Genomic DNA, 22,284 nt, shown 5'->3' with positions numbered 1-22,284 from the left:
GATGGCAAAACCCTTCCGGCGCGTCGAGGCCCCCGTGGCGAGCGCCGTCACCCTGTGCCTCGACCAGAAGGGCGGCGACGTGACGGGCGAGGTCAAGCTCGCCGACGGCCGGCTGTTCAGCACCACCGGGCCGCTCCCCGTGGCCGAGGCCTTCGGCATCGCCGTGCACGTGGCCAACGAGGGCAGCCTCGAGATCGTGGTGATCGATCCCGGCGCCGTGTGGAAGCCGTCCTGGGGCGTGCTCGAAGGGTAGGGCCCTTTACGGGCGCGCGTCCGGCCCGGATGCGCGCTGCGACAGCAGCCCGTCGATGGCGGAGAACAGCAGGGCCCAGTCCACGGGTTTGGCCACGTGGGCATCCATGCCGGCCGCCCGGCAGCGGGCGATCTCCTCCGCCATGGCGTTGGCGGTGAGCGCCACGATGGGCAGCCGCGCGCGGCCTTCGTCGGCCTCCGCCCGGCGGATCGCCCGCGTCGCCGCCAGACCGTCCTGGCCGGGCATCTGCACGTCCATGAGCACGAGGTCGAAGGGCGGCTCAGTCGCCACCGCGCTCACCGCCCGCTCGCCGTCGCCCACCACGGTCACGGCGTGGCCCTTCTGGCGCAGTACCGTGCCGATGATCTCCTGGTTGATGGGGTTGTCTTCCGCCAGCAGCAGCCGCCGCGCCAGGGGCGCCGGGGCCGTCAGCGCCGTCCGCCCGGTTCCGGCATCGGCCGCCTGCGCCAGGGGCAGGGGCACCGTGAACCAGAACGTCGAGCCCTCGCCCACCCGGCTGGTGGCGCCGATCTCGCCGCGCATGAGGCGCACGAGGCGGCGGCTGATGGCGAGGCCGAGGCCGGTGCCGCCGTATTGCCGCGAGATCGAGCCGTCGGCCTGCGAGAAGCGCTCGAACAGGTGGGGGAGGGCGTCGGCCGCGATGCCGATGCCGGTGTCGACCACCTCGATGGTGACGAGGGGCACGGCGCCGGTACCGCTGTGGCGCGCCCGCAGGGTGACGCTGCCGTCCGGGGTGAACTTGATGGCGTTGGTGGCGAGGTTCAGCACCACCTGCCGCAGGCGCGTCGGGTCGCCGATGAACCAGTCGGGCATCCCGGGGGGAACCTCGACGGAGATCGCCACGGACCGGCCCCGCACCGCCTCGACGGAGAGTTCGCGGCACGCCTCCAGGAGGGCGCGCAGGCCGAAAGGCAGGGATTCGACGGTGAGCTGCCCGGCCTCGATCTTCGAGAAGTCGAGGATGTCGTTGACGATGGTCAGCAGCGAGCGGCCCGATTCCTGGGCGAGGCCGAGGAGGCGGGTCTGCGAGACGCTCAAGGTCGCCTCGCCCATGAGCAGATCGTGGACGCCCAGCATGCCGGTGAGCGGCGTGCGCAGCTCGTGGCTCATGTTGGCGAGGAACTCGGCCTTCACCCGCGCACCGGCTTCCGCCGCCACCTTGGCGCGCTCCAGGTCGGCTTCCTGGCGCTGGCGCTCGGTCACGTCCCGGATGGCGTGGATGATCTGGACGCCGTGCTCCTCGATGCGCCGGAACGCGGCCTCGACCCAGATGTCCGACCCGTCCTTGTGGCGCAGGCGATAGACCGCCGAGCCCGTGGGGCGCGCCGACGACAGGGCGTGCAGGGTCGCCGACAGGTTGGCGATGTCCTCCGGGTGGACGAGGGTGCGCAGGCCCGCCTCGTTGGCCTCGTCGACGGTGTAGCCGAGCATCGGCGTGACGGCGGGCGAGATGTAGAGGTGGCGCCCGCTCGGGTCTTCGAGGAGGATGAGGTCCGAGGCGTGGTCGGCGAGCAGCCGGTAGCGCGCCTCGCTGTCGCGCAGGCGGTCCTCGGCGAGGCGCCGCTCGGTGACGTCCGTGAGGGTCTGGACGTAGCCCTTGCCCCCGAGGATCGGCAGGGAGCGGATCTCGATGACGCTGCCGTCGACGCGGCGCCGCTCGGAGCGCAGGTCCGTGGTGCGCCGCTCGCCGTCGAGGTGCCAGTGGGCCGGGTCCTGGATCAGGACGCCCCAGGCGCCCGTGGCGCGGCAATGCCGGCGCACGGCCCGGTAATCCGGGCGCCTGGCGATCATCTCGGGCGGCAGGCGCAGGATCTCCAGGGCGCGGTGGTTGGCCATGGGCACGGTGCCGTCGGCGGCGATCACCATCAGGCCCTGATCGATGCCCTCCAGGGTCGCCTCGAGGAGTTCGGACTTGTCGGCCAGCGCCCGCTCCACCTGCTTGCGGTCGGTGAGGTCGGCGAACACCCCGAACAGCGCATGGGTCGCCTCGGCGCCGCCCGCATCGGTCACCTGATAGACCCCGCGGGCGAACACCTCGCGCACGTCGCCGTCCGGCCGGACGATGCGCAGGCGGATCTCGAAGCCGGCCCGGTCGCGGATCGCGGCGGCGATGCAGGCCTCCACGCGCGCCCGGTCGTCGGGATGGTAGGCCTGGATCGCCGCCGCCAGGGTCGGCACGAAGGTCGCCGGATCGACGCCGTGGATGCGGAACACCTCCTCCGACCAGGTCAGCGCGAAGCCGGGCAGGCCGATGAGCCAGTGGCCGACATGGGCGACCTCCTCGGCCATGCCGAGAAGGTGGGTCGCGGCGTGCGCCTCCGCCTCGGCGGCCTTCAGCCGCGTGGTGTCGCGCAGGGTGATGCAGACGAGCGCGGCGCCCTTCGCCCCCCGGAGGGGAACGTAGAGGGCATCCGTGCTGTCGAGGCCACCGAGGCGCAGGCTCCGACCCTCGCTCCGCACCGGCAGGCCGGTGGCGACCGCGCGTTCGAGGTGGGGCCGCATGGCCTCGGCGTCCGCGTGCGAGAACACATCCGTGAAGGGCAGGTTTTCCGGGCAGGCCAGGCTTTCCGGGGAGGCCAAGCTTGCCGGGGAGGCCAAGCTTGCTGGCGAGGCTTGATCTCCAGGCTGCGCGAGGCGGCGGCGCGCGGCCGCGTTCGCCCGAAGGAGGGTCGACCCGCCATCGGCGGCGACCGAGACGAGGAGCTGGAGATCCGGCGCCGCCTCGAAGGCGTCGAGGAAGCGGGCCTCGGCCGCGTCCGCCTCGGCCGTGAGCCGCCGGGTACGGCGTTCGGCCGCGATGGCGAGGCCGAGGAGGGCCGCCAACGACAGGCCGACGATCAAGGACGGGACGAAGCCACCGGCCAGCGCGAAGTCGACCCCGGCGACATCGACCACCGCCCGTTCGATCTCGGCCGGCCGGGCGAACTGCCAGCTGCCGAGCAGCAGGATGGCGAGGGCAGCGGAGCCCGCCGCCCATGCGGCAGCGGAGAGGCGCGGACGATGGGGCGTGCCAGAGCGGTCTTCAGCCACGCTGCACCGCGTCGGCAGCCTGGGTCCGGCGCCGCGTGAGGAGGGCGGCGACGCCGATGACGAAGGCGGCGCAGGCCGCGGCCGCCCAGGTCGCGGCATGCGGCACCGCGGCGATCCGCTCGACCACGAAGGGGTCGGTGGCGATCATCTCGCCGGCGATCCAGCCGAGCAGGCCCGCGCCGGCCCAGACGATGGCGGGATACTTCTGGAGAAGGCGGCTGATGAGGGTGGCGCCCATGACGATGAGGGGAATCGACAGCAGCAGCCCGAACACGAACAGCTCCACATGCCCCTTGGCGGCGGCCGCGATGGCGACGACGTTGTCGAGGCTCATCACCGCATCCGCGATGGCGATGGTCCGAACCGCCCGCCACAGGGAGGTGCTCTCGTCCACCGTGTGGGCATCCTCGTCCTCGCCGAGCGCCAGCTTCACGGCGATCCAGACCAGCAGCACGCCGCCGACCACGCGCAGGAGCGGCACCGCAAGGAGCCAGGTGATCGCCAGGGCGAAGACGATGCGCAGGGCGACCGCCGTTCCGGCACCGAGCAGCATGCCGATGCGGCGCTGGCGCGGCGGCAGGGCCCGGCACGCCAGGGCGATGACCACGGCGTTGTCGCCGGAGAGCAGCAGGTCGATCCACACGATCTGCAGCACCGAGACGAGGAAGGGCGTGTCGAGGGTGATCATCGAAACCTTATGGGGCGTCGTCTGGCGGAAGCGGATGCCGTTCCGGGCGTGCGCCCGAACGGGGGATATGAGCCCGGTCTCGTACCGTCCCCATGTGAAGTGCCTACTCGCGTGCCGTCGCGCCAGTGCTCCCTTACCGTCGCGGCTCGCGGATTCACACTTCTCGGCGCGACGCAGCCCTCACCCCAGCGGATTTCTGACGTGTCCGAGACCCGTCGAACGTCCGGGACGGCGTCGACGGTCCGGGCGCTTCGCCAGCCTCGGCCCGACGGGGACCTCGTCCACCCCGGTTGTCAGCCTGACGCCACACGGGCTGTGGCCTCGGTTCCTCGCGCGGATGACGCGGGCCGCCACGCCTTACAAGAGAGGGAGCGCCCTCGTGCCTCACGCTGGCGGAGGGCGGCTTCCGACGCGCGCCCGCGGGCCCGTGTCCGAACCCGGTGCCCTCCCGGGGGAGGGCGCCCGCACCCGATCCCGTGGCCGGGCGGGTCGTCCCCTCAACGCCGCCCGCGACGGCAAGCTCACGCGAGGCTCGTATGGGGATAGACCGCGATCCCGTCGCCCACGCGCACGGCGGTCAGGTCCTCGGACAAGAGGGCGAGGCCGTCGCTCGCCGCGAGGGACAACAAACCGCCCGCCGCCGCGCCCGCGGGCCGGACCGCCTCGAGGGTACCGTCGTCGGTTCGGCGCAGGCCGACGCGGAGGATTTCGCGCCGGCCGGCCTTCTTGGTGTGGTCGAAGGCGGCGCGGGCCGCGACCGCCAGGGGCGGGGGCGAGTCCCAGCCGCCGAGGCGGGCGAGGAGGGGGCGCACCACGAAGAGGAGGGTGACGTAGGCGGCCACGGGATTGCCCGGCAGGCCGACGAACGGCGTTCCGGCGATGTCCCCCATGGCGACGGGGCGCCCGGGTTTGATGGCGAGGCGCCAGAAATCGAGCCGCCCGACGGCCTCGATTGCGGGGCGGACGTGATCCTCCTCACCGACGGAGACCCCGCCGGTGGTGATGAGACAATCGTGCCGGCCGGCTTCCGCCGCGAGGCGCGCGCCGAGGGTCTCGGGCCGGTCGCGCAGAATACCGAGATCGCGCACGTCGGCGCCGAGGCGGCGCAGCAGGGCGGCGAGCATCGGCCGGTTGGAATCGTGGATCGCGCCGGCCTCGAGGGCGGCCCCGGGCTCGGCGAGTTCGTCGCCCGTTGAGAACAGCCCCACCAGGAGGCGCCGGCGCACGTCGAGCCGGCCGTGGCCGGCGGCGACCGCGAGGCCGATGTCGGCCGGGGTCAGGCGGTGGCCCGCGGCGACGATGCGCTGGCCCGTCCCGACATCTTCGCCTTTCCGGCGGCAATTGGCTCCCGGTGCCAGACCGGCCGGCAGCACGATCTCGTCCCCGGTGCGGCGGACATCCTCCTGCATGAACACCGTGTCGGTGCCCTCCGGCATCGGCGCGCCGGTGAAGATGCGGATGGCGGTGCCGGGGAGGGCAATGCCGGTCTGCCCGGCGGCGATGCGGCCCCGCACGGGCAGGCGGGTCTCGCCCGTGGCGGCGAGGTCGACGGCCCGCACGGCGTAGCCGTCGACGGCGGAATTGTCGAAGGGCGGCACGTCGCGGCGGGCGGTGAGCGCGTGCGCCGCCACCCGGCCGTCGGCCTCGCCGAGGCTCACGCTCTCGATGCCGGCGCGCACGGGGAGGGCGGCGACGCGGGCCACGGCCTCGTCGAGGGACAGGGCGAGGGATCGTCCGCGACCCACGAGGCTGCTGTCGGTGAGTTGCGCCATGCCGCCGGATCCCGCTTCTCCGGCCCGAGCCCGAAGCGCGGACCGTTTCGGATCTGTACGCTGCCGGGCTAACCTGCCGACTCGCCAAGGGCAATGTGCGGGCACGCGGCCGGCCGGTTGCGAACGCCCTCTTCGAATGCCCAGGAGTGCCAGGACCCATGCCGCGCTTTGCCGCCAACCTCACCCTGATGTTCACCGAGGTGCCGTTCCTCGACCGGTTCGCCGCGGCGGCGCAGGCCGGCTTCACAGCGGTGGAGTGCCTGTTTCCGTATGGCCATCCGCCGGAGGCGATCGCCGAACGCCTCGCCCGGCACGGCCTGACCCTGGCCCTGTTCAACCTGCCGCCGGGCGATTGGGACGCGGGCGAGCGCGGCCTCGCGGCCTTGGCCGACCGATTCGCGGAGCTCCAGGCCGGCGTCGAGACGGCCTTGCCCTACGCCGCCGCCACGGGCGTCGCCCGGCTGCACCTCATGGCGGGCCTCGCCGACCCGCGCGACCCGGCGGCGCGGGACGCCTATCGCCGGGCCGTGGCATGGACCGCCGAACGGCTCGCCCGCGCGGGGCTCGACCTCGTGCTGGAGCCGATCAATCCCCGCAACATGCCGGGGTACTTCCTCGCTGATTTCGGGGCGGCGGCCGATCTCATCCGCGACCTCGCCCTGCCGAACCTCCGGCTCCAGTTCGACCTCTACCATTGCCAGATCCTGCACGGCGACGTGACCACCCGCCTGCGCGCCCTCCTGCCGCTGGTCGGCCACGTCCAGACCGCGAGCGTGCCCGCCCGCAACGAGCCCGGCACCGGCGAGATGAACGACGCGTTCCTGTTCGCCGAACTCGACCGCCTCGGCTACGCCGGTTTCGTCGGCTGCGAGTACAACCCCGCCGCCGGCACCGAGGCGGGCCTGGGCTGGTTCACCCCCTACCGGGCCGGGCAGATCGTGGGCGGGTGAGGCCGTCGTTCGCCCGCACCGCCGCGCGGCCGGATCAGCCGCCGATCCGCACCGGCGTGCGCGGCAGGGCCGCCGCGGCGAAACCGGCGGGCAGGCTGCGCCCGGCCACGGACGACCCGAGCATGGTCACGATGTCGGTGAGGCCGCCGCCCGGGGTCACGCACGCCTCCGACAGGATGGTTCCGACGAGCATCACCCCCGCGCTCGGCGCGGCGCTCGCCCAGGTCCAGGTCGACGGATCGTCGCCGCGCGCGCCCGTCGGGGCGGCCGCGCCCGCCGTGGCGCTCCGCGTCGCCCGCAACTCCACCGCGAGGGTGACGCCCTGACCCACGAAGGTGTGGTTGGCGATGCGGCCCGCGAAGTCCGGCAGGGTAATCTCCGCCGTCAGCACCGGCTCGCCGCGGGCGGTCACGCCCGGTGTCAGCCGGGCCTCGGGGGCTGCGACGGACGCCAGATCGAGCAGGGGCGCGTGGTAGCGCACCCGGGCGGCGCCGGCGTTCCAGCCCAGCCGGGTGCCGCGCGCGGCCAGGAGCCGCCCCAGCAGCATCGCCGACTGGGTCCGCGCCTGCGTCTCGGCGCTGCGAAGGCTGTAGTTCACCAGCGGGACAGGGCCGTTGCGCTGCAGCGCGATGGCGCCGCTGATCCGGAGCGTGGCGCCGAACGCCTCGCCCCGCACCGCGAGGCGCCCGTCCGCGAGGTGGAAGCCGTGGGCGAAATCGTTGACCAGGGTCTCGGCCGCCACGTTCCGGGCCAGGCCGTCGGCGATCGGCCCTGCCGCGCTCCCCCCGCCGCGCACCCCCGGCGAGCGCGTCGCCTGGCTGGCGGGCGCCCTCCGCTGCGTCGCACGCACCCGGCTGGCGGGCAGGAAGATGGCCTGGCCCGGAACCAGCCGGTCCGGGTTGACGAGGGGCCGCTCGGTCATCGCCAGGATGTCCGGGCGATTGTTGAACGCGTAGAGATCGGGCCAGCGGGCGGGATCGCCGTAATGCGCCTCGGCGACACGCCAGAGCGTGTCGCCCGCCTTCAGCACGTAGCGGACAGGCTTCATCGGGTTCCCCGTGTTGGTCCGCCGCCGCGCCACGGGGCGGGCGAAGGCCGAATCTCGATCCACCCGAGCCGCACGCCGGCGCGGCCCGGTTCCGATGCGGGTGTGGCCGCGGCCCGTTAGGACGAGCGGGCGGTGGCGAGGTCGTAGGAGGCGATCATGGGTGATTGCTGCGCGTTCTTGTCGTCGAACGGCGTGTACTTCACGTCCATCTTGGTGAAGTTCAGCGTCACGGTCTCCACCGGACGGTCGCCCGTGGTGCCGACGGTGTAGCCGGCAATCAGCGTGTTGTGCAGCGTGAACTCGATGTAGGTGTCGCCGGGGTTTCCGGTGGTGACGAGGTGGATCGTCGCCGTCTTGCCGTTGCGGCCCGAGCAGGCCTCTTGGAACAGCTTGGTGGTGGAGCTGTCGCTGACCTTGGTCAGGGTGACTTCGCTCACCGTCGGCTCGGAGGCTTCGCGGTTCGAAGCGGAGCCCGCGAAGGTGTTCATGTTGCGCGTCACGTTCCAGTGCAGCGACTCGATGTCCATCCAACGCTTGTGCGTCTCGTGGGTGGCGTCGCCCTGGATTCCGTCGATCTGCAGGTAAATCGGCATGGTTTGGGTCCTGTGTCTCGTGTGGAGCGGTGTGGGCGGCGTCGCCCGGGAACGTTCGCCGGCGCCCTAGGAAGGCGGACCGTGCGAGGGTGCGACCGGGGGCGTCGCGGCCCCGGCGGTTGCGGCGGGGGCCCCGTCGGCCGAGGCGGTGAACTGTCCGTGGGACGCCACGCCGAGGGCGATCTCCCGCGGCACGCGTCCGTCGAGGGCGTGTTCGAGGATCAGGTCGGACAAGGCCGGCAGGATCTCGCGGGTCAGGGTGCCCTCGATGGCCCGCGCGCCGATATCCGCCGCGAGGCAGCGGGCGACGATCCGCGCCTCGACTCCGTCGTCCCAGACCAGCCGGGTCCCGTGCGAGGCCGCCGCGCGCTCGCGCACCCGCTCGAGCTGGAGCCGCGCGATCCGCGCTAGGATCTCGGGCGTCAGGGGTCGGTAGGGCACGATGGTCACGCGCCCGAGGAACGCCGGCTTGAAATGGCGCAGGAGCTCGGGCCGGATCGCCTCCACCAGGGCTTCGCCCTCCGGCATCGTCTCCGGGTCGGCCGCCAGCGCGGCGAGGGTCTCGGACCCGGCATTGGCCGTCAGGATCACGGTGGTGTTGCGGAAATCGACGTCGCGGCCCTCGCCGTCGCGCAGGGAGCCCTTGTCGAAGACCTGGTAGAACACGTCCTGAACGCTCGGGTGCGCCTTCTCGACCTCGTCGAGGAGCAGGATGCCGTAGGGCCGGCGCCGGACCGCCTCGGTGAGGACGCCGCCCTCGCCGTAGCCGACGTAGCCCGGCGGTGCCCCGATCAGGGAGGAGACCTTATGCTCCTCCTTGAACTCCGACATGTTCACGACGGTCAGGCTCGCCTCGCCGCCGTGCAGCGCCTCGGCCAGCGCCAGGGCGGTCTCGGTCTTTCCGACGCCGCTGGTCCCGACCATGAGGAACACGCCCGGCGGCTTGCGCGGATCGGCGAGGCCGGCGGTGGCGGTCCGCGTCGCGGCCGCGATCGTCGCGAGCGCGGCGTCCTGCCCGGTCACCCGCCGTTTGAGGCGCTCTTCGAGGGATTGCGAGGCGAGGGCCGCGTCGCGCAGGAGCCGCCCGGCCGGAATCCCGGTCCACCGCGCGATCACGGCGGCGACGGCCTCGCGGTCGACCTCCCGGTGGACGAGGGGGGCGTCGCCCTGCAGCGCCGCGAGTTCGGCCGTCAAGGCGGCGTGCCGCTCGGATACGCCCGGACGCGCGATCTCCCCGGGGGCCTCCAGGGCCTCGATCGCCGCGATCAGTTCCCGTTCCTTCCCGAGCCTGTCGCGGACGGCGGCGAGGCGCTCCTCCACGGCGGCGATGCGGGCGTCGAGTTCCCCCGGCGATCCCGGCCCGCCGGTCCCGTCTCCCTTGGCCCCGTCCACCTTGTCGCCGTCCCGGGCCCGCGAGATCCGCTCCGTCTCGAGGTATCGTGCCTCGGCCACGAGATCCTGCAGGGCGGCCGGGTCGGAGGAACGGCTGATCGCCACCGCGGCGGCGGCCGTGTCGAGCACGCTCACGGCCTTGTCGGGCAGCTGCCGCGCGGGCAGGTAGCGGGCCGACAGGCGCACGGCCTCGACGATGGCGGCGTCGCGGATCGTCACCCCGTGGTGGGCTTCGAGGACCGGCACGAGACCGCGCAGCATCCGGGCGGCGTTCTCCTCGCCCGGCTCGTCGACCTTCACCACCTGGAACCGGCGGGTCAGGGCCGGGTCCCGCTCGATGTGGCGCTTGTATTCGGACCAGGTGGTGGCCGCGATCGACCGGACCTCGCCGCGGGCGAGGGCCGGCTTCAAGAGGTTCGCCGCATCGCTGCCGCCGGCCTGGTTGCCCGCGCCGATCAGCGTGTGCGCCTCGTCGATGAACAGGATGACGGGTGTCGGCGCCGCCTTGCAGGCGGCGATGACCGCCGTGAGCCGGCGTTCGAACTCGCCCTTCACGCCCGCGCCGGCCTGCAGCAGACCGAGATCGAGGGTACGGATGCACACGTCCGCCAGAGGAGCCGGAACCGCGCCGGCGGCGATCTGCAGGGCGAGCGCCTCGACGATGGCGGTCTTGCCGACCCCGGCCTCGCCCGTGAGGATCGGATTGTTCTGCCGCCGCCGCAGGAGGATGTCGATGACCTGGCGCAGCTCCGGCTCGCGCCCGATCACGGGATCGATCCGGCCCGCCCGGGCTTCGGCGGTGAGGTCCACCGTGTAGCGCTCGATCTCTGCGTCCTCGGGCGAACGGCCGTCGACCGGGGGGCCACCCGATTCTCGGACCGATGCCGGAACGGCCGCGGCCATGTCCGCCACCCGGCCCGGATCGACCCGAAGGGACGGGGCGATGTCCCGGACCGTGGCCCTGAGCGCGGTCGAGGTGGTCAGCGCCGAGACGAGGTCGGCCGCCGTGACCGTATCCCGGCCGTAGCGGAGGGAGGCCGTCAGCCAGGCCTCCTCGATCCACCCGATCGTCGCCTGCGACAGGGAGGGGGCGCCGCCGCCGCTGCGGCGCATCCGATCCAGTGCATGGGCGACCTCGTTCGACACCGAGGCGGTCCGGCAGTCGAGTTCGCTCAAGAGATCGGTGAACGGCCGGCATCCGTCGACGAGGGCCAGCAGCCAGTGCTCGACCTCAACCGCACCGTGCTCGCGGGCGACCGCGAGGCCGACGGCCTTCTCCAGGGCCTGCCGAAGCGGCGGGTCCAGTCTTGCAACCACGACGTGAAGGTCGAATGTCGGCATGGGATCTCGTCTGCTCCGCCGCGCCGGACCACGAAGCCGCTGCGATCGCTGTCTTCGACTGGGGTTCAGCCTTGGTCGGGAAGGTGGAGTTCGAATTCTACTTGTGTCGTCAGGCTAGAGCGGCTCCGGCCATTCGGATCCGAGCCGGGGTCCGCCGAACGCCCCGGGCGTCAGTTATTATAACTCTGCCGCGAGCGGTCAAGGCCTATACAATCGTAGATAGATGCGCTTTATCGAGCGTCGATGCCGATCGATCTCGCCACCCTGTTGGAGCGTTTCAGTGGACCCGAGCCCGCCGGCTCGGATCTGAGGGCGAATCTCGGTTCGGACGCGCTGTACCTCCGGTTGAAGGATGCGCGGTCGCAGGCCCGCGCGGCGGAGCGCACCGCCGAGGCGTCGGGTGAGCCGACCTCGGTGCCCGCGGCCTGGACCACGGTCCGTCAGCTTGCCGCCGAGGCTTTGGCGAACCACAGCAAGGATCTGGAGGTCACCGCCTGGCTCACCGAGGCGCTCGTCCGGCAGGACGGCTTCTCCGGCCTGGCGCAGGGCTTCGCCCTGGTCGACGGGCTGATCGACCGGTACTGGCCCGACCTGCATTCGAACGACGAGGACGATGCGGAGGGCCGGCTCTCTCCCCTGGCCGGACTGAACGGCGTGGGCGGCGACGGGGTCCTGATTCAGCCGATCCGGATGATCTCGCTGCTTCCGAACCACGCCTACGGCGCGAACGCCCTCTGGCACATGCAGCGCTCGGGGCGGGAGGCCGACCGGTCCGGCCAGGATTTCCTAGAGGCGCGGGCGGCGGCGGGCTCCGAGGCCCTGCGCGCCCATGCCGACATGGCCCGCGCGGCCTACGAGGCGTTTCAGCGCATGAGCGCGACCCTCGATGCCTTCTGCGGCGCCGACGCGCCGCCATTGTCCAACATCCGCACGGTTCTGGAGGACGTCCTCGACGTCTACCGAAGGATGCTTGGCGAATCCTGGTACGGCCCGGCCGCGACCGTGGCCGTGCCGGTGCCGCAGGACGCCCCCGATCCGGCGCCCGCTCCCGACGGGCCGGCCGCTCGCCCGGCCCCGAAGGGCGTCCGGACCGAGATCGCGACGCGGGACGAGGCCTTCGACGAGCTCCTTCGGATCGCCGCCTATTTCCGCCGGGCCGAGCCGCACTCGCCGATCTCCTACGCCCTCGAGACCATCGTGCGGCGCGGCCGGATGAGCCTCCTCGATCTGCTCTCCGAGCTGATCCCGGATGCGGCGGGCCGGGTTCAGTTCCTCCGACAGGCCGGAATCGAATCCGGTGCCGAAAGGCCCGTGCCGTGAGGCCGTCCAGGTCCGAAATTCCTGCCGGTTCGGCTCCGCCACGGATCGTCGCGCGCGGATCGCCGCGGCGCTCCCGCTGCCTAGATCGCCGTCCCGGCTCCAGCACAGGAAGAGGTCCGCGTGTCCAGCATTCATGAGAAGCTCGAACGCGTGCGCAAGCCGCGCGTCCATATCAAGTACGAGGTCGAGACCGAAGGCGCCCTGATCGAGAAGGAGCTTCCCTTCGTCGTCGGCGTGCTGGGTGATTTCACCGGCAATCCGGCGGAGCCGCTCAAGCCGTTCCGGGAACGCAAGTTCGTCCAGATCGACCGGGACAATTTCGACGAGGTCATGACGCGCATGGCGCCCGGCCTCAACCTGCTCGTCGACAACACGCTCGCCGACGACGGGACGCAGATGGCGCTGAAGCTGCGCTTCAACAAGCTCGACGACTTCGAGCCCGCCGCCATCGTCAGGCAGGTGCCGGCCCTGGCCAAGCTGTTCGAGACCCGCAACGAATTGCGCGATCTCATGACCAAGGCCGACCGATCCGAGGATCTCGAGCTCCTGCTCGAACGCATCCTGCAGGACAACGGCGAACTGCGCCGCCTCGTCGGCGAACTCGACCGCGAGGCACCGGGCTCGCCGCCGACCCACACCCCCGACGGAGCTCTCTGACGATGTCGCGATCCGCCGATCCCCGCACCCTCCCGACCACGGAATCGGTCACGGGCTCCACCAGCCTGCTCGATACGGCCATCGCGGCGACGAAGCAGACGGAGCCGGACCGGACCGAGGGTCTGTTGCGCACCCTCACGCAGACCGCCCTCGCGGGCACCGTGAGTTTCGACCGCAACCTCACCGTCACCCTGACCCGGGCCATCGCGGAGATCGACGCGCGGATCTCGCGCCAGCTCGCGGCAGTGATGCACGATCCCGAGTTCCTCGAGCTGGAAGGATCGTGGCGCGGCCTGAAGTACCTCGTCCACAACAGCGAGACGTCGGCCAACCTCAAGATCCGCGTGCTCAACGTCTCGAAGCGCGAGCTCGGCAAGGATCTGCTCAAGGCGACGGAGTTCGACCAGAGCCAGATCTTCAAGGCGATCTACGAGAACGAGTTCGGCACCCCCGGCGGCGAGCCGTACGGCGCGCTCATCGGCAACTACGAGTTCTCGAACCACTTCGAGGACATCGAGATGCTGCAGGGGCTCTCGGGCGTGGCGGGTGCCGCGTTCGCGCCCTTCATCGCCGCCGCGAGCCCGAAGCTGTTCGGCTTCGAGGATTTCCGCGATCTCGCCCGGCCGCGCGACCTCGAGAAGATCTTCGACACGGTGGAATACGCCAAGTGGCGCTCCTACCGGGATTCGCCGGATTCCCGCTTCGTCACCCTGACCATGCCGCGCGTCCTTGCGCGGTTGCCCTACGGCCGCGAGACCCGCTCGGTGGACGAGTTCGATTTCGAGGAGACGCCCGGCGGGCTCGTCGGCGAGCGCACATCCCTCACCCACGCGCAGTATTGCTGGTCGAATGCCGCGTTCGTCCTCGGCGCCCGCCTGACCGACGCCTTCGCCAAGACCAGCTGGGCCACCGCCATCCGCGGCGCCGAGAGCGGCGGCAAGGTCGAATCCCTGCCGATGCACGTCTTCCAGAGCGACGACGGCGACCTCGACCTCAAATGCCCCACCGAGGTCGGCATCACCGACCGGCGCGACGCCGAACTCGGCAAGCTCGGGTTCCTGCCGCTCTGCCACTACAAGAACACCGATTACGCCGTATTCTTCGGCGCGCAGACAACCCACAAGGCCGAGAAGTACGATCGCCCGGAGGCGACGTCCAACGCCGCGATCTCGTCCCGGCTGCCCTACATCATGGCCACCGCGCGGTTCGCGCACTACCTGAAGGTCATCGCCCGCGACAAGATCGGCTCCTTCATGGAGGCCGAGGACTGCGAGAAGTGGCTCAACCGCTGGATCGGCAACTACGTCAACGCCAACGACGACGCCGGCGCGGAGATGAAGGCCCGCTATCCCCTGCGCGAGGCCAAGGTCGAGGTCCAGGAAATCCCCGGCCGGCCCGGCTCCTACAACGCCATCACGTGGATGCGGCCCTGGCTGCAGATGGAGGAGCTCACGACCTCCCTGCGCATGGTGGCCCGCATCCCGCGGCAGGGCTGATCGCCCGGTGCTCGACGCGGACCGCGCACAGCCCGCATCGTCCTTCGGGGGGATGGGGCAGGCGGCCCCGTCCGATGGCGCGGCCGCGCGCAGGCAGGCCGACCGCCTCGTCGCGCTGATCGACCGCGCGCTCAACACGTCCGTCAACGCGATCCTGCATCATGCCGAGTTCCAGGCGTTCGAGGCGCGCTGGCGCGGTCTCGCCTACCTGGTCGGGGTGGCGACCGAGACGGGCGACGTCCAGGTCAAACTGCTCTCGGTGTCCTGGCGCGACCTGTGCCGGGATTTCGAGCGGGCGGTCGAGTTCGATCAGAGCCGCCTGTTCGAACTCGTCTACGCGCAGGAATTCGGCATGCCGGGGGGCGAGCCGTTCGGGCTGCTGCTCGGCGATTATGCGGTCGGCCACCGCTTCGATCCCGTCGACCGCACCGACGACATCGCCGCGCTCAAGGGCATCGCCGGCGTGGCGGCCGCGGCCTTCGCGCCGTTCCTCACCGCATTGCGGCCCGAAACCCTCGCGGTCGACGCCTTCACGGACCTCGACGGGCTGCCGCAGCTCGGCGGCGCCTTCGACGGACCCGACTTCCTCCGCTGGAAGAGCCTGCGCGAGACGGAGGATTGCCGGTTCCTCGGCATCCTGGCGCCGCGCGTGCTCATGCGCCGGCCGCACCGCGCCCACCATCGCGGCCGGGTGGACGGCTTCCCGTTCGAGGAGGATGTTCGGGCTGATGGCCACGCCCTCCTGTGGGGCAGCCCGATCTACGCCTTCGCCCGGGTCGTCCTGCGCGCCTTCGGACTGTCGGGCTGGTTCGCGGACCTGCGCGGCGCCCCGCAGGACCAGGATGGCGGCGGCCTCGTCACCGACCTGCCGACGCTCTCCTTCGGCACCGATCGGCCGGGCCTCGCCGCGCAGCCCCCCGTGGAGATCCGCCTCACCGCCAGCCAGGAACGCCAGCTGTCGGACCATGGCATCATCCCGGTGGGCTGGGTGCCGTTCACGGCCTCCCTGGTGTTCAACGCCAACCCGTCCCTGCATCGGCCGCCCCACAGCCTGGGCGCCGCGGCCGAGGAGAACGCCCGGCTCGCCGCCATGCTGCAATACGTGCTCTGCGCCGCGCGCTTCGCCCATACGCTCAAGGTGATGATGCGCGATCAGGTCGGGCGCCTCGGCGACGCCCCCGCGGTGGAGCGCTTGATCGTCGACTGGCTCGCCCGGTACCGCCTGGGCAACGACACCGCCGCTCCGGAGCTCAAGGCGCGCTACCCCCTGCGCGACGCCGGCGTCGAGGTTCGCGAGATTCCCGGCCGTCCCGGCGTGCTCGGGTGCACCCTGCGCCTGCAGCCGCATTTCCAGCTCGACGACGTCGCGGCGAGCTTCCAGCTCGTCGCCGAGGTCACCACCGCACAGAGCGGCGCGTGACGCCGTTTCCCCCGCCAGAGGCCTGACCATGACCACGACCGACGACGCGCCGACCGGTCTCGCCGACCTCCTCGACGCCGGGCGCCTCGACGATGCGATCGCGGTCGCCTCGCAGGGCGTTAAGGCCCGGCCGACGCAGGCCGCGGCGCGCCTCGCCCTGGCCGAACTGCTGGTGCTCGCCGGCGCCCTCGACCGGGCCGAAGCGCAGCTGCAGGTCGCCATGGAACACGCGCCGGCCGAGGCGACGGCCCTCGTCGCCATGCGCCACCTGCTGCGGGCCGCCGTGGCGCGGGAGGCCTGGCACCACCAGGGCGCCCTCCCGGATTTCATCGACGGCCCGACCGCGCGTCAGGGGGAGGCGATGCGGTTGGCCCTCGCCGTGCGGGCGGGCGATGCCGCGGCCGCCGAGGCCGCACGCCTCGCCCTCGAGGCGATGCCGCCGATTCTGGCCGCCGTCGACGCGGGCACGATGCAGGAGGTCCGCGACGTGTGCGACCTGTCTCAGGCCGGATTCGAGGCGCTGACGCTCGCCGGGCGCTACCTCTGGCTCGCGCCGGAGCGGGTCGAGAGCCTGGTGTTCGCGCCGCCCCGGCGCCCCACCGACCTGCTCTGGCGCCGGGCCGAGGCGCGCCTCGTGGACGGACGCGAGACCACCTTCCTCGTCCTGGCGCAGTATCACGATCCGGAGGCCGGCGAGGCGGCGCGTCTCGCCCGCGAGACCGCCTGGATCGACCTGCCCGGCGGCACAGTGCGGGGGCGCGGCCAGCGCGTCTGGCTCGTCGGCGAGGCGGTGCGCGAGTTCCTAAGCCTCGGCCGCGTCGCCTTCGCGCCGCGCTGAGCCGCGGCATGGGCCTCCATGCCTCCCTCCTCGATCGGCTGATCGACGACGAGCCCGAGCGGGCGGCGGACCCGCCGCGGGCGCGGAGCGACGCACTGCGCCGCATCCGCGAGGGCTTCCGGCGCGACCTCGAATCGCTCCTTAACACCCGCCGGAGGCCCACGACCCTGCCGGCGGCCTTCACCGCCCTGCGCGGAGCGCTGCCCGGCTACGGCGTCGAGGATTTCGTCGGCGCGCCGCTCGCCACTGCCGAGCAGCGCACCGACCTCGCCCGCGCCCTCGAAGCCACCATCAAGGCGTTCGAGCCGCGGTTCCACTCCGTGCGGGTGAGCGTCGTCAAGGGCCGCGATCCCCTCGAACGCCTACTGCGCATCCGCATCGAGGCCGTCGCGCACCTCGGCGCCGGCCCGGAGCCGGTCGCGTTCGAGACCTCGCTCGACCCGGCGATCCGAAGTTTCGCCGTGGAGAGCCCGCACTGAGGGGAATGGGTGTCGCGTGATCGCGGGCGTCGGGGCGACCGACGGGCCGCGCCGCGGAAGAACCACTCCGCCCCCGCTCAGGTCGGCGGCTCCGGCGGCTTCCTGGCTTCGCCGCCCCAGCTGCGGCGGGTCCAGACATCGAGATGGGTGAAGCTGTCGTAGAGGCCGATGCCGCCGTCCGAGACGAAGGAGGCCGCGAGGGCGACGGCGCGGGGAGCGTACCCCTTCACCTGCACGTCGGCGGCATAGCCGTAGACGTGCATCGACTGGCGCGCCGCGTTCTCCAGGGCGGCGTTGTGGGCCGGAGTCCGGTAGCCGCTGGTCACCAGGAGGGGGAGCGGGGCGCCGTGGACCGCCGCCATGCTCGACTGGACCGAGGCGAGGAGGTCGAACAGGCGCGGCTCCATCCAGACCGCCCGTTCGTCGTCGCGGATGTCGCGCATGAACCATGACAGCAGGAGGATCTGCGCGCGGTCGTAGGCGCCGGACGGGTCCCGAAACCGGCTGACGATCTCCGAGCCGTCGGCGCGGCGCAGCCAGAGACGGTCACGGCCGTTGGGCCGGTCACGCAGGGACGCGAGGGCGTCGGCATAGGCGGCGTCGCCCGGCCACGCTCCGGCGAGGAGACCGCCCAGGACGGTGCGGCGCGCGAAGCGCCTCAACGGAAGGCGGCGGGGGCTGCGGCGCGAAACCGGGGGCTCACCTGCAGGCTGACGACGCGCTCGCCCACGAAGGCGCGTGCGCCGTCCGCCGCCACGCGCACCCGGCGGGCCGACGTTCCGACCACGGGCAGGCTGACGGCGCCGCTGCGGGCGAGGTCGTGATAGCGGCCCATCCCAGCATGGTCCCGCTCGAGGCGGTCGAGGTTGGCGGTGAAGCTGGCGCGCGCCTCGGCGATCCCGACCGCGACGCCGGATTCGAAGGCGATCCCCCAGACGCCCTCCTCGGCGCCGCCCTCGGGCCGGACCTCGGAGGCCGATGGCGGCAGCGTCGGCGGCACGCCCGTGTTGTAGAGGTAGTCGCGCCAGCCCGGTGGTGCGAGGGCGAGGCGGGCCGGCCGCACGATCTCGAAGGCGCCCAGGGTGAGGTAGAGCCGCCGGTCGTCGGCCCGCTCCCCGAGGCGGCGCAGCTCGACGATGACGGGCGGCACCAAGGTACGGTCGATCATCAGGGGCGCGAAGTCGTAGCGCCGGTCGAGGGCCGCGCCGTAGGCGCCGTCGAGTTCGGCGTTGATCCGGGCCGTCTCGTCCGCGAAGCCCTGGCGCACGCCGACGCCGCGGGCCGCCTGGGCGATCACCTGCTGGCGGATGTCGCCGTTCTTCGAGCGCAGGCCGCCGTAGCGGCCGTAGACCGGCGAGCCCGGATCCTGCAGCAATTCGTAGCTGGTGTCCGGATCGGGCGCGGGAAGCATCGCGGCGCCGCCGCCGCCCGGCGATCCGCCACCGCCGGATCCTCCTCCCTGGCCGCCGCCGCCCTGACCGCCGCCCTGACCGCCCCCTTGACCGCCCCCTTGGCCACCGCCGAGCAGACCCTGCATCTGCGTCGCGCCGGCGCGGCTCGGCACGTTCGGGCTCCCCTGCGACTGGGTGATCTGGTTCAGGGCGGGATTGGTGGCGGGGTAGGGCGATCCGTAGCCGGGATACGGGGGAGGATAGAAGCCGCCGTACCCGGCCGGAGCCCCGTAGGGATAGGGCGCGGGGGCGAAGGCGCCGGGCACGAAAGGGGCCGCGGCTTGGGTCGCCGCGAGGATCGGATTCACCTGAGCAGTCGCGGCGACCGGAGCGAGCGACATCGTCGCGGCGAGGAGCGGACGAACGAGCCTCATAGACCGCGCCGGCCCATCTCGTCCTTGAGGAAGCTTCGCGTGCTCTCGGGCGAGCCCGTGCCGCCCGTCGAGGAACAGGCCTGAAGGCCGAGGGCCGCCGCAACCAGGACGAGCAGGCGTAGCGACTTCATACCCGGGCTCCCTGTGATAACCAGAAGTTGTCATCTCCGTTCGGAAGCGCCCGCGTCAATCCGCTTCGGCGGGTCCGCTGGTGATTGCCGGGCCCTGTGTCCGGGGGAGCACAGAACCGAAGCACGGTCCCCTGGCGCCCTGCGATTTTCAGGCGTTCCCGCTCCGCCGAGTTATTGCCGAAAACCCGGGGTGTGGCAGGAATGGCATTGCGTTTCGGCGCCGAAGCACGGCAGGTGAGTCAATCCCGCCACAACCGAGGGGTGGTGACGTGCGTGAGGCGAAGAGGCTTTCGGGCTTGATCAGCAGGAAATTTTCGCCACCCCTGGTGGTGTGGCTCTGCGTTCTGGCGCCGGGCGGAGCGGCGCCGGCCCTGGCGCAGGCGCGTGCCGCGACCCAGGTGGCGCAGGCCGAACCCGCCCGCCCGGTCGCGGGCGAGGCTCCCGCGCCGCCCTCGGCTTCTGCGCCCTCCTCGGCTTCTGCGCACCCCGGCCCGGCCCCCCAGGCGCAGCGGGCCGCGACGCCTCCGCCGCCGCGCGAGCTCACGCCGGCCGAGGTCTCCGCGCTCCAGAGCGCCATGACCGATCGGTCGGGCGGTGCGATCCTCACCCCCGGGAACATCGGAGCGATCCGAAACCGCATCATCGATGCGCAGAGCGCCGCCATGGCGTCGGGCTACTCGGACGAGCCGCCGCCCAAGGTCCGGCCGAAGCTGATGAGCATCCAGCCTCAGGTCGACCTGGCGGCGCCCCAGGTCGTGCACCTCGCCTTCGGGATGGTGACGCCGATCACGATCCTCGACGGTGGCGGCCATCCCTGGCCGATCACCGCGACCGCCTACGACCCGCGCATGTTCGCCGTCGACGGCGGCGGCTGCGGCGGCCAGGCCGTGGCGCCGGCCGAGCGCCCCAGCACCATCCACATCATGCCCTGCCGGGTCTCCACCTACGGCAACATCTCGATCACCATCGAGAATTACCCCCTACCGATCGTGCTGATCGTGCGCAGCGGCGGGCGCGGGATCGAGACCGTGGACCTGCCCGTCGCCATCACGGTGCGCGGGCGCGGCGCCTCGGCCGCCGGCCGGGCGCCGGACGCCGAAGCCGCGTCCACCGCGGCGGCGAGCCGGCTCCTCCGGGAGGGGCCCGTCAACGCCCGGCACACGGCACTCGTGGCCGCCGCCGCGGGGGCGGATGCCGGCCCCGCGCGCCTCGTCTCGACCCGGGTTCGGCGCGCGGGCGGCCCGCCGGACCCCGACCGGCTGATGGACGATTTCGGCACCGGCGTCCCGCCCCGCTCCGCCCTGCGCCTGCGGGTCGACGACCCCGTGGTGTCGGCCTGGAGCTACGGCGGGCGGCTCTACGTGCGCGGACCCGTCGTCGTCGTGAACCCGGTTCAGGACGCCATGGCCCAGACCACGGATGGTTTGCGGGTCTGGCGCTTCGACCGGCCGGTGCCGCGCCTTCTCGTGACCGATGCCGAGGGCCGCGAGCGCGCCGTCACCATCGCGTACTGATTCCGTTCGCCGGACCGGGACCGCCTCGGATCGGCCGCATGCCGTGCGACCCCGTCCGCGTGTCTCCGCCCTGGTGACCCCGCCCTCGTGACTAGGTGAAACGATGCCATCCCTCGTCCTGGCCCTCGGTTTCGGTGCGGCTCTGGCCGGCGCGACACCCGACGCCACCCTGCTGATCCGCGTCCAGGCCGAGGCGCCCGTCGGCACCGTGCTGGCGCCCGCCGGCACCGTCCAAGCGCCCACCAGCCCTGTCCAGGCGCCTGCCGGCCCTGTCCAGGCGCCCGCCAGTCCTACCCAGTCGTCGGCTAGCCCTGTCCAGGCGCCGCCCCAGGCGGCGATGCCGTTCACGCAAGGGTCGCTGCCGGGGCAGGCGCCGGCCGCACCGAGCGTCGTCTACCAGGGCCCCCCCGGCCAGGCGCTCTCGGACCCGGCGATCGAGGCGCGGATCAACGCTCAGATCGAGGCGCTGATGGCGCCCCCGAGCGGCGGCTTCACCCTGCAGCGCTACGGGCGGGCCGAGGGGGCGGGGGGCGGTGGGATCTCCGGTGCCGGCCCGACCCGCAGCGGCGGATCGCCCGCACCAAGCGGCGGCACACCGATCCAGCAGGCGAACTACCCGCAGGCGGGGGCACAGCCGGGCGGCTTCGGCGGCGCTGGCGGCGGCGGCCAGTCCGGGTCTCCGGGCGGCTCCGCTGGGCCGGGCGGCGCCCCGGGGCCGGCGGGCTATGGCGGCGGTTCGCAAGGCCAGGGCGGTTATCCGGGCCAGAATGCTTATCCGGGGCAAGGGGGATATCCGGGGCAAGGGGGATATCTGGGGCAGGCCGGTCCGAACGGCCAGTTCGGGGGGGCGCCGGTCCGGCGCTACGCCGTCGCGCGCGCCGGCGACACGGTCTACGCGTCCCTCGACCAGGGCTTCAATTCCGACGATCCGCAGGCGCCGATCTTCGCCACGATCTACGATGTCGACGGGGCGCAGCGGCCCGGCCCCCTGCACGGCGTCCGCCTGATCGGCCAGATCGTCTACAGCAGCAACCAGGCGGCGATCCAGTTCAGCCAGATGGTCCTCAACGACGGGCGCCAGTTCCCCCTGAAGGCCTATGCGATCTCGGCCCGCGACGCGCGCACGGGCGTCTCGAACGATGTCGACCAGCACGTCTTCGAACGCTACGCCGGCCTGTTCGCGGGTGCGCTGATCCAGGGCGCCGGCCAGGCCGGCCAACTCCTGCTGCAGGGGAACCGCAACATCGCCATCGACCCGGGCACGGGCCTCGCGGTCTCCTCGCAGGGCGGGGGCATCCGCACGCAGGCCGCCATCGGCGCGCTCCTGCCCCTGGGCCAGGCCGCCACCGCCATCGGCGCGCAGAACTTCAACAAGCCGGCCACCATCGCGGGTGCCCCGGGCCTGGGCATCGGCGTCGTCTTCCTCGAGCCGCCGGCCCTGCCGCGCGACGCCGTCTACGGCTCGGGCCGGAGCGAGCGGGACACCCGCGTCCGGATGCGGGCGAACTAGCGGTGC

General features: G+C 72.5%; 19 protein-coding genes. 10 read left to right on the top strand and 9 right to left on the bottom strand.

The annotated features are described in order from the left end of the window. The first annotated feature begins 1 nt into the window (after window position 1). Window positions 2–253, top strand: a complete 252-nt coding sequence (locus ASF25_RS00170; RefSeq protein ID WP_056265813.1) for a hypothetical protein — start codon at window positions 2–4, stop codon at window positions 251–253. A gap of 6 nt (window positions 254–259) precedes the next feature. Here the strand turns inward: ASF25_RS00170 and ASF25_RS00165 are convergent, their stop codons facing one another. The 3 genes from ASF25_RS00165 to glp form a co-directional block, all read right to left on the bottom strand. Next, complete coding sequence (locus ASF25_RS00165) at window positions 260–3,304, bottom strand: ATP-binding protein (RefSeq protein ID WP_056302578.1); 3,045 nt, start codon at window positions 3,302–3,304, stop codon at window positions 260–262. Beyond that, window positions 3,297–3,992: a TerC family protein gene (locus ASF25_RS00160; RefSeq protein WP_056172148.1), complete on the bottom strand. Its 696-nt coding sequence runs from the start codon at window positions 3,990–3,992 to the stop codon at window positions 3,297–3,299. The genes ASF25_RS00165 and ASF25_RS00160 overlap by 8 nt, the downstream gene beginning before the upstream one ends. 521 nt (window positions 3,993–4,513) lie before the next feature. Beyond that, a complete protein-coding gene (gene glp / locus ASF25_RS00155) occupies window positions 4,514–5,764 on the bottom strand; it encodes a gephyrin-like molybdotransferase Glp (protein WP_056302576.1) in 1,251 nt (416 codons plus the stop codon). Between the two features lie 158 nt (window positions 5,765–5,922). On the opposite strand from glp, the gene otnI reads away from it, so the two are divergent. Next, window positions 5,923–6,714, top strand: coding sequence for a 2-oxo-tetronate isomerase (gene otnI / locus ASF25_RS00150; RefSeq protein WP_056302575.1), 792 nt, complete (start codon window positions 5,923–5,925; stop codon window positions 6,712–6,714). A 34-nt stretch (window positions 6,715–6,748) separates the two neighbouring features. On the opposite strand, the gene ASF25_RS00145 is transcribed toward otnI, so the two are convergent. The 3 genes from ASF25_RS00145 to tssH all read right to left on the bottom strand — a co-directional run bounded on the left by ASF25_RS00145 (window position 6,749) and on the right by tssH (window position 11,088). Continuing rightward, window positions 6,749–7,762: a LysM peptidoglycan-binding domain-containing protein gene (locus ASF25_RS00145; protein WP_156368794.1), complete on the bottom strand. Its 1,014-nt coding sequence runs from the start codon at window positions 7,760–7,762 to the stop codon at window positions 6,749–6,751. Window positions 7,763–7,878: 116 nt separating this feature from the next. Continuing rightward, window positions 7,879–8,355 (bottom strand): type VI secretion system tube protein Hcp, encoded by a 477-nt coding sequence (locus ASF25_RS00140; protein WP_056171580.1) that lies wholly within the window; start codon window positions 8,353–8,355, stop codon window positions 7,879–7,881. A gap of 66 nt (window positions 8,356–8,421) precedes the next feature. Continuing rightward, entirely contained in the window at window positions 8,422–11,088 is a 2,667-nt protein-coding gene (tssH, locus tag ASF25_RS00135) for a type VI secretion system ATPase TssH (protein ID WP_082502412.1), read from the bottom strand. Between the two features lie 243 nt (window positions 11,089–11,331). Between tssH and tssA the strand changes: the two genes are divergently transcribed. The 6 genes from tssA to tssE all read left to right on the top strand — a co-directional run bounded on the left by tssA (window position 11,332) and on the right by tssE (window position 17,298). After that, window positions 11,332–12,408, top strand: coding sequence for a type VI secretion system protein TssA (gene tssA, locus ASF25_RS00130; protein WP_056265799.1), 1,077 nt, complete (start codon window positions 11,332–11,334; stop codon window positions 12,406–12,408). A gap of 120 nt (window positions 12,409–12,528) precedes the next feature. Then, complete coding sequence (gene tssB / locus ASF25_RS00125) at window positions 12,529–13,065, top strand: type VI secretion system contractile sheath small subunit (RefSeq protein ID WP_056302571.1); 537 nt, start codon at window positions 12,529–12,531, stop codon at window positions 13,063–13,065. 2 nt (window positions 13,066–13,067) lie between these two features. After that, window positions 13,068–14,561, top strand: coding sequence for a type VI secretion system contractile sheath large subunit (tssC, locus tag ASF25_RS00120; protein ID WP_056302569.1), 1,494 nt, complete (start codon window positions 13,068–13,070; stop codon window positions 14,559–14,561). A 7-nt stretch (window positions 14,562–14,568) separates the two neighbouring features. Next, entirely contained in the window at window positions 14,569–15,981 is a 1,413-nt protein-coding gene (tssC, locus tag ASF25_RS00115; protein ID WP_244472846.1) for a type VI secretion system contractile sheath large subunit, read from the top strand. Between the two features lie 28 nt (window positions 15,982–16,009). Next, a complete protein-coding gene (locus tag ASF25_RS21630; RefSeq protein ID WP_156368793.1) occupies window positions 16,010–16,819 on the top strand; it encodes a type VI secretion system accessory protein TagJ in 810 nt (269 codons plus the stop codon). A gap of 8 nt (window positions 16,820–16,827) precedes the next feature. Beyond that, entirely contained in the window at window positions 16,828–17,298 is a 471-nt protein-coding gene (gene tssE / locus ASF25_RS00110) for a type VI secretion system baseplate subunit TssE (RefSeq protein WP_056302567.1), read from the top strand. A gap of 77 nt (window positions 17,299–17,375) precedes the next feature. Here tssE and ASF25_RS00105 read toward each other — a convergent pair whose 3' ends face one another. Genes ASF25_RS00105 through ASF25_RS23840 form a run of 3 tightly spaced genes read right to left on the bottom strand, consistent with a single transcriptional unit; the run spans window position 17,376 to window position 19,254 of the window. Further along, entirely contained in the window at window positions 17,376–17,960 is a 585-nt protein-coding gene (locus tag ASF25_RS00105) for a DUF882 domain-containing protein (protein ID WP_056302565.1), read from the bottom strand. Further along, window positions 17,957–19,123 (bottom strand): type IV secretory system conjugative DNA transfer family protein, encoded by a 1,167-nt coding sequence (locus ASF25_RS23845; protein ID WP_056302564.1) that lies wholly within the window; start codon window positions 19,121–19,123, stop codon window positions 17,957–17,959. The genes ASF25_RS00105 and ASF25_RS23845 overlap by 4 nt, the downstream gene beginning before the upstream one ends. Further along, a complete protein-coding gene (locus ASF25_RS23840; protein ID WP_274533789.1) occupies window positions 19,120–19,254 on the bottom strand; it encodes a hypothetical protein in 135 nt (44 codons plus the stop codon). Before ASF25_RS23840 ends, ASF25_RS23845 begins: the two co-directional genes overlap by 4 nt. A 296-nt stretch (window positions 19,255–19,550) precedes the next feature. On the opposite strand from ASF25_RS23840, the gene ASF25_RS00095 reads away from it, so the two are divergent. Together ASF25_RS00095 and ASF25_RS00090 are read left to right on the top strand one after the other, a co-directional pair. Continuing rightward, entirely contained in the window at window positions 19,551–20,768 is a 1,218-nt protein-coding gene (locus ASF25_RS00095) for a DotH/IcmK family type IV secretion protein (RefSeq protein WP_156368791.1), read from the top strand. 103 nt (window positions 20,769–20,871) lie between these two features. Next, window positions 20,872–22,278 (top strand): DotG/IcmE/VirB10 family protein, encoded by a 1,407-nt coding sequence (locus ASF25_RS00090; RefSeq protein ID WP_056302560.1) that lies wholly within the window; start codon window positions 20,872–20,874, stop codon window positions 22,276–22,278. The last annotated feature ends 6 nt before the right edge of the window (window positions 22,279–22,284 follow it).

The sequence above is a fragment of the Methylobacterium sp. Leaf100 genome, from assembly GCF_001422845.1.
Classification (GTDB): domain Bacteria; phylum Pseudomonadota; class Alphaproteobacteria; order Rhizobiales; family Beijerinckiaceae; genus Methylobacterium.
The sequence above is the reverse complement of the archived record's forward strand: the minus strand, read 5'-3'. Positions and strand labels throughout refer to the sequence as shown.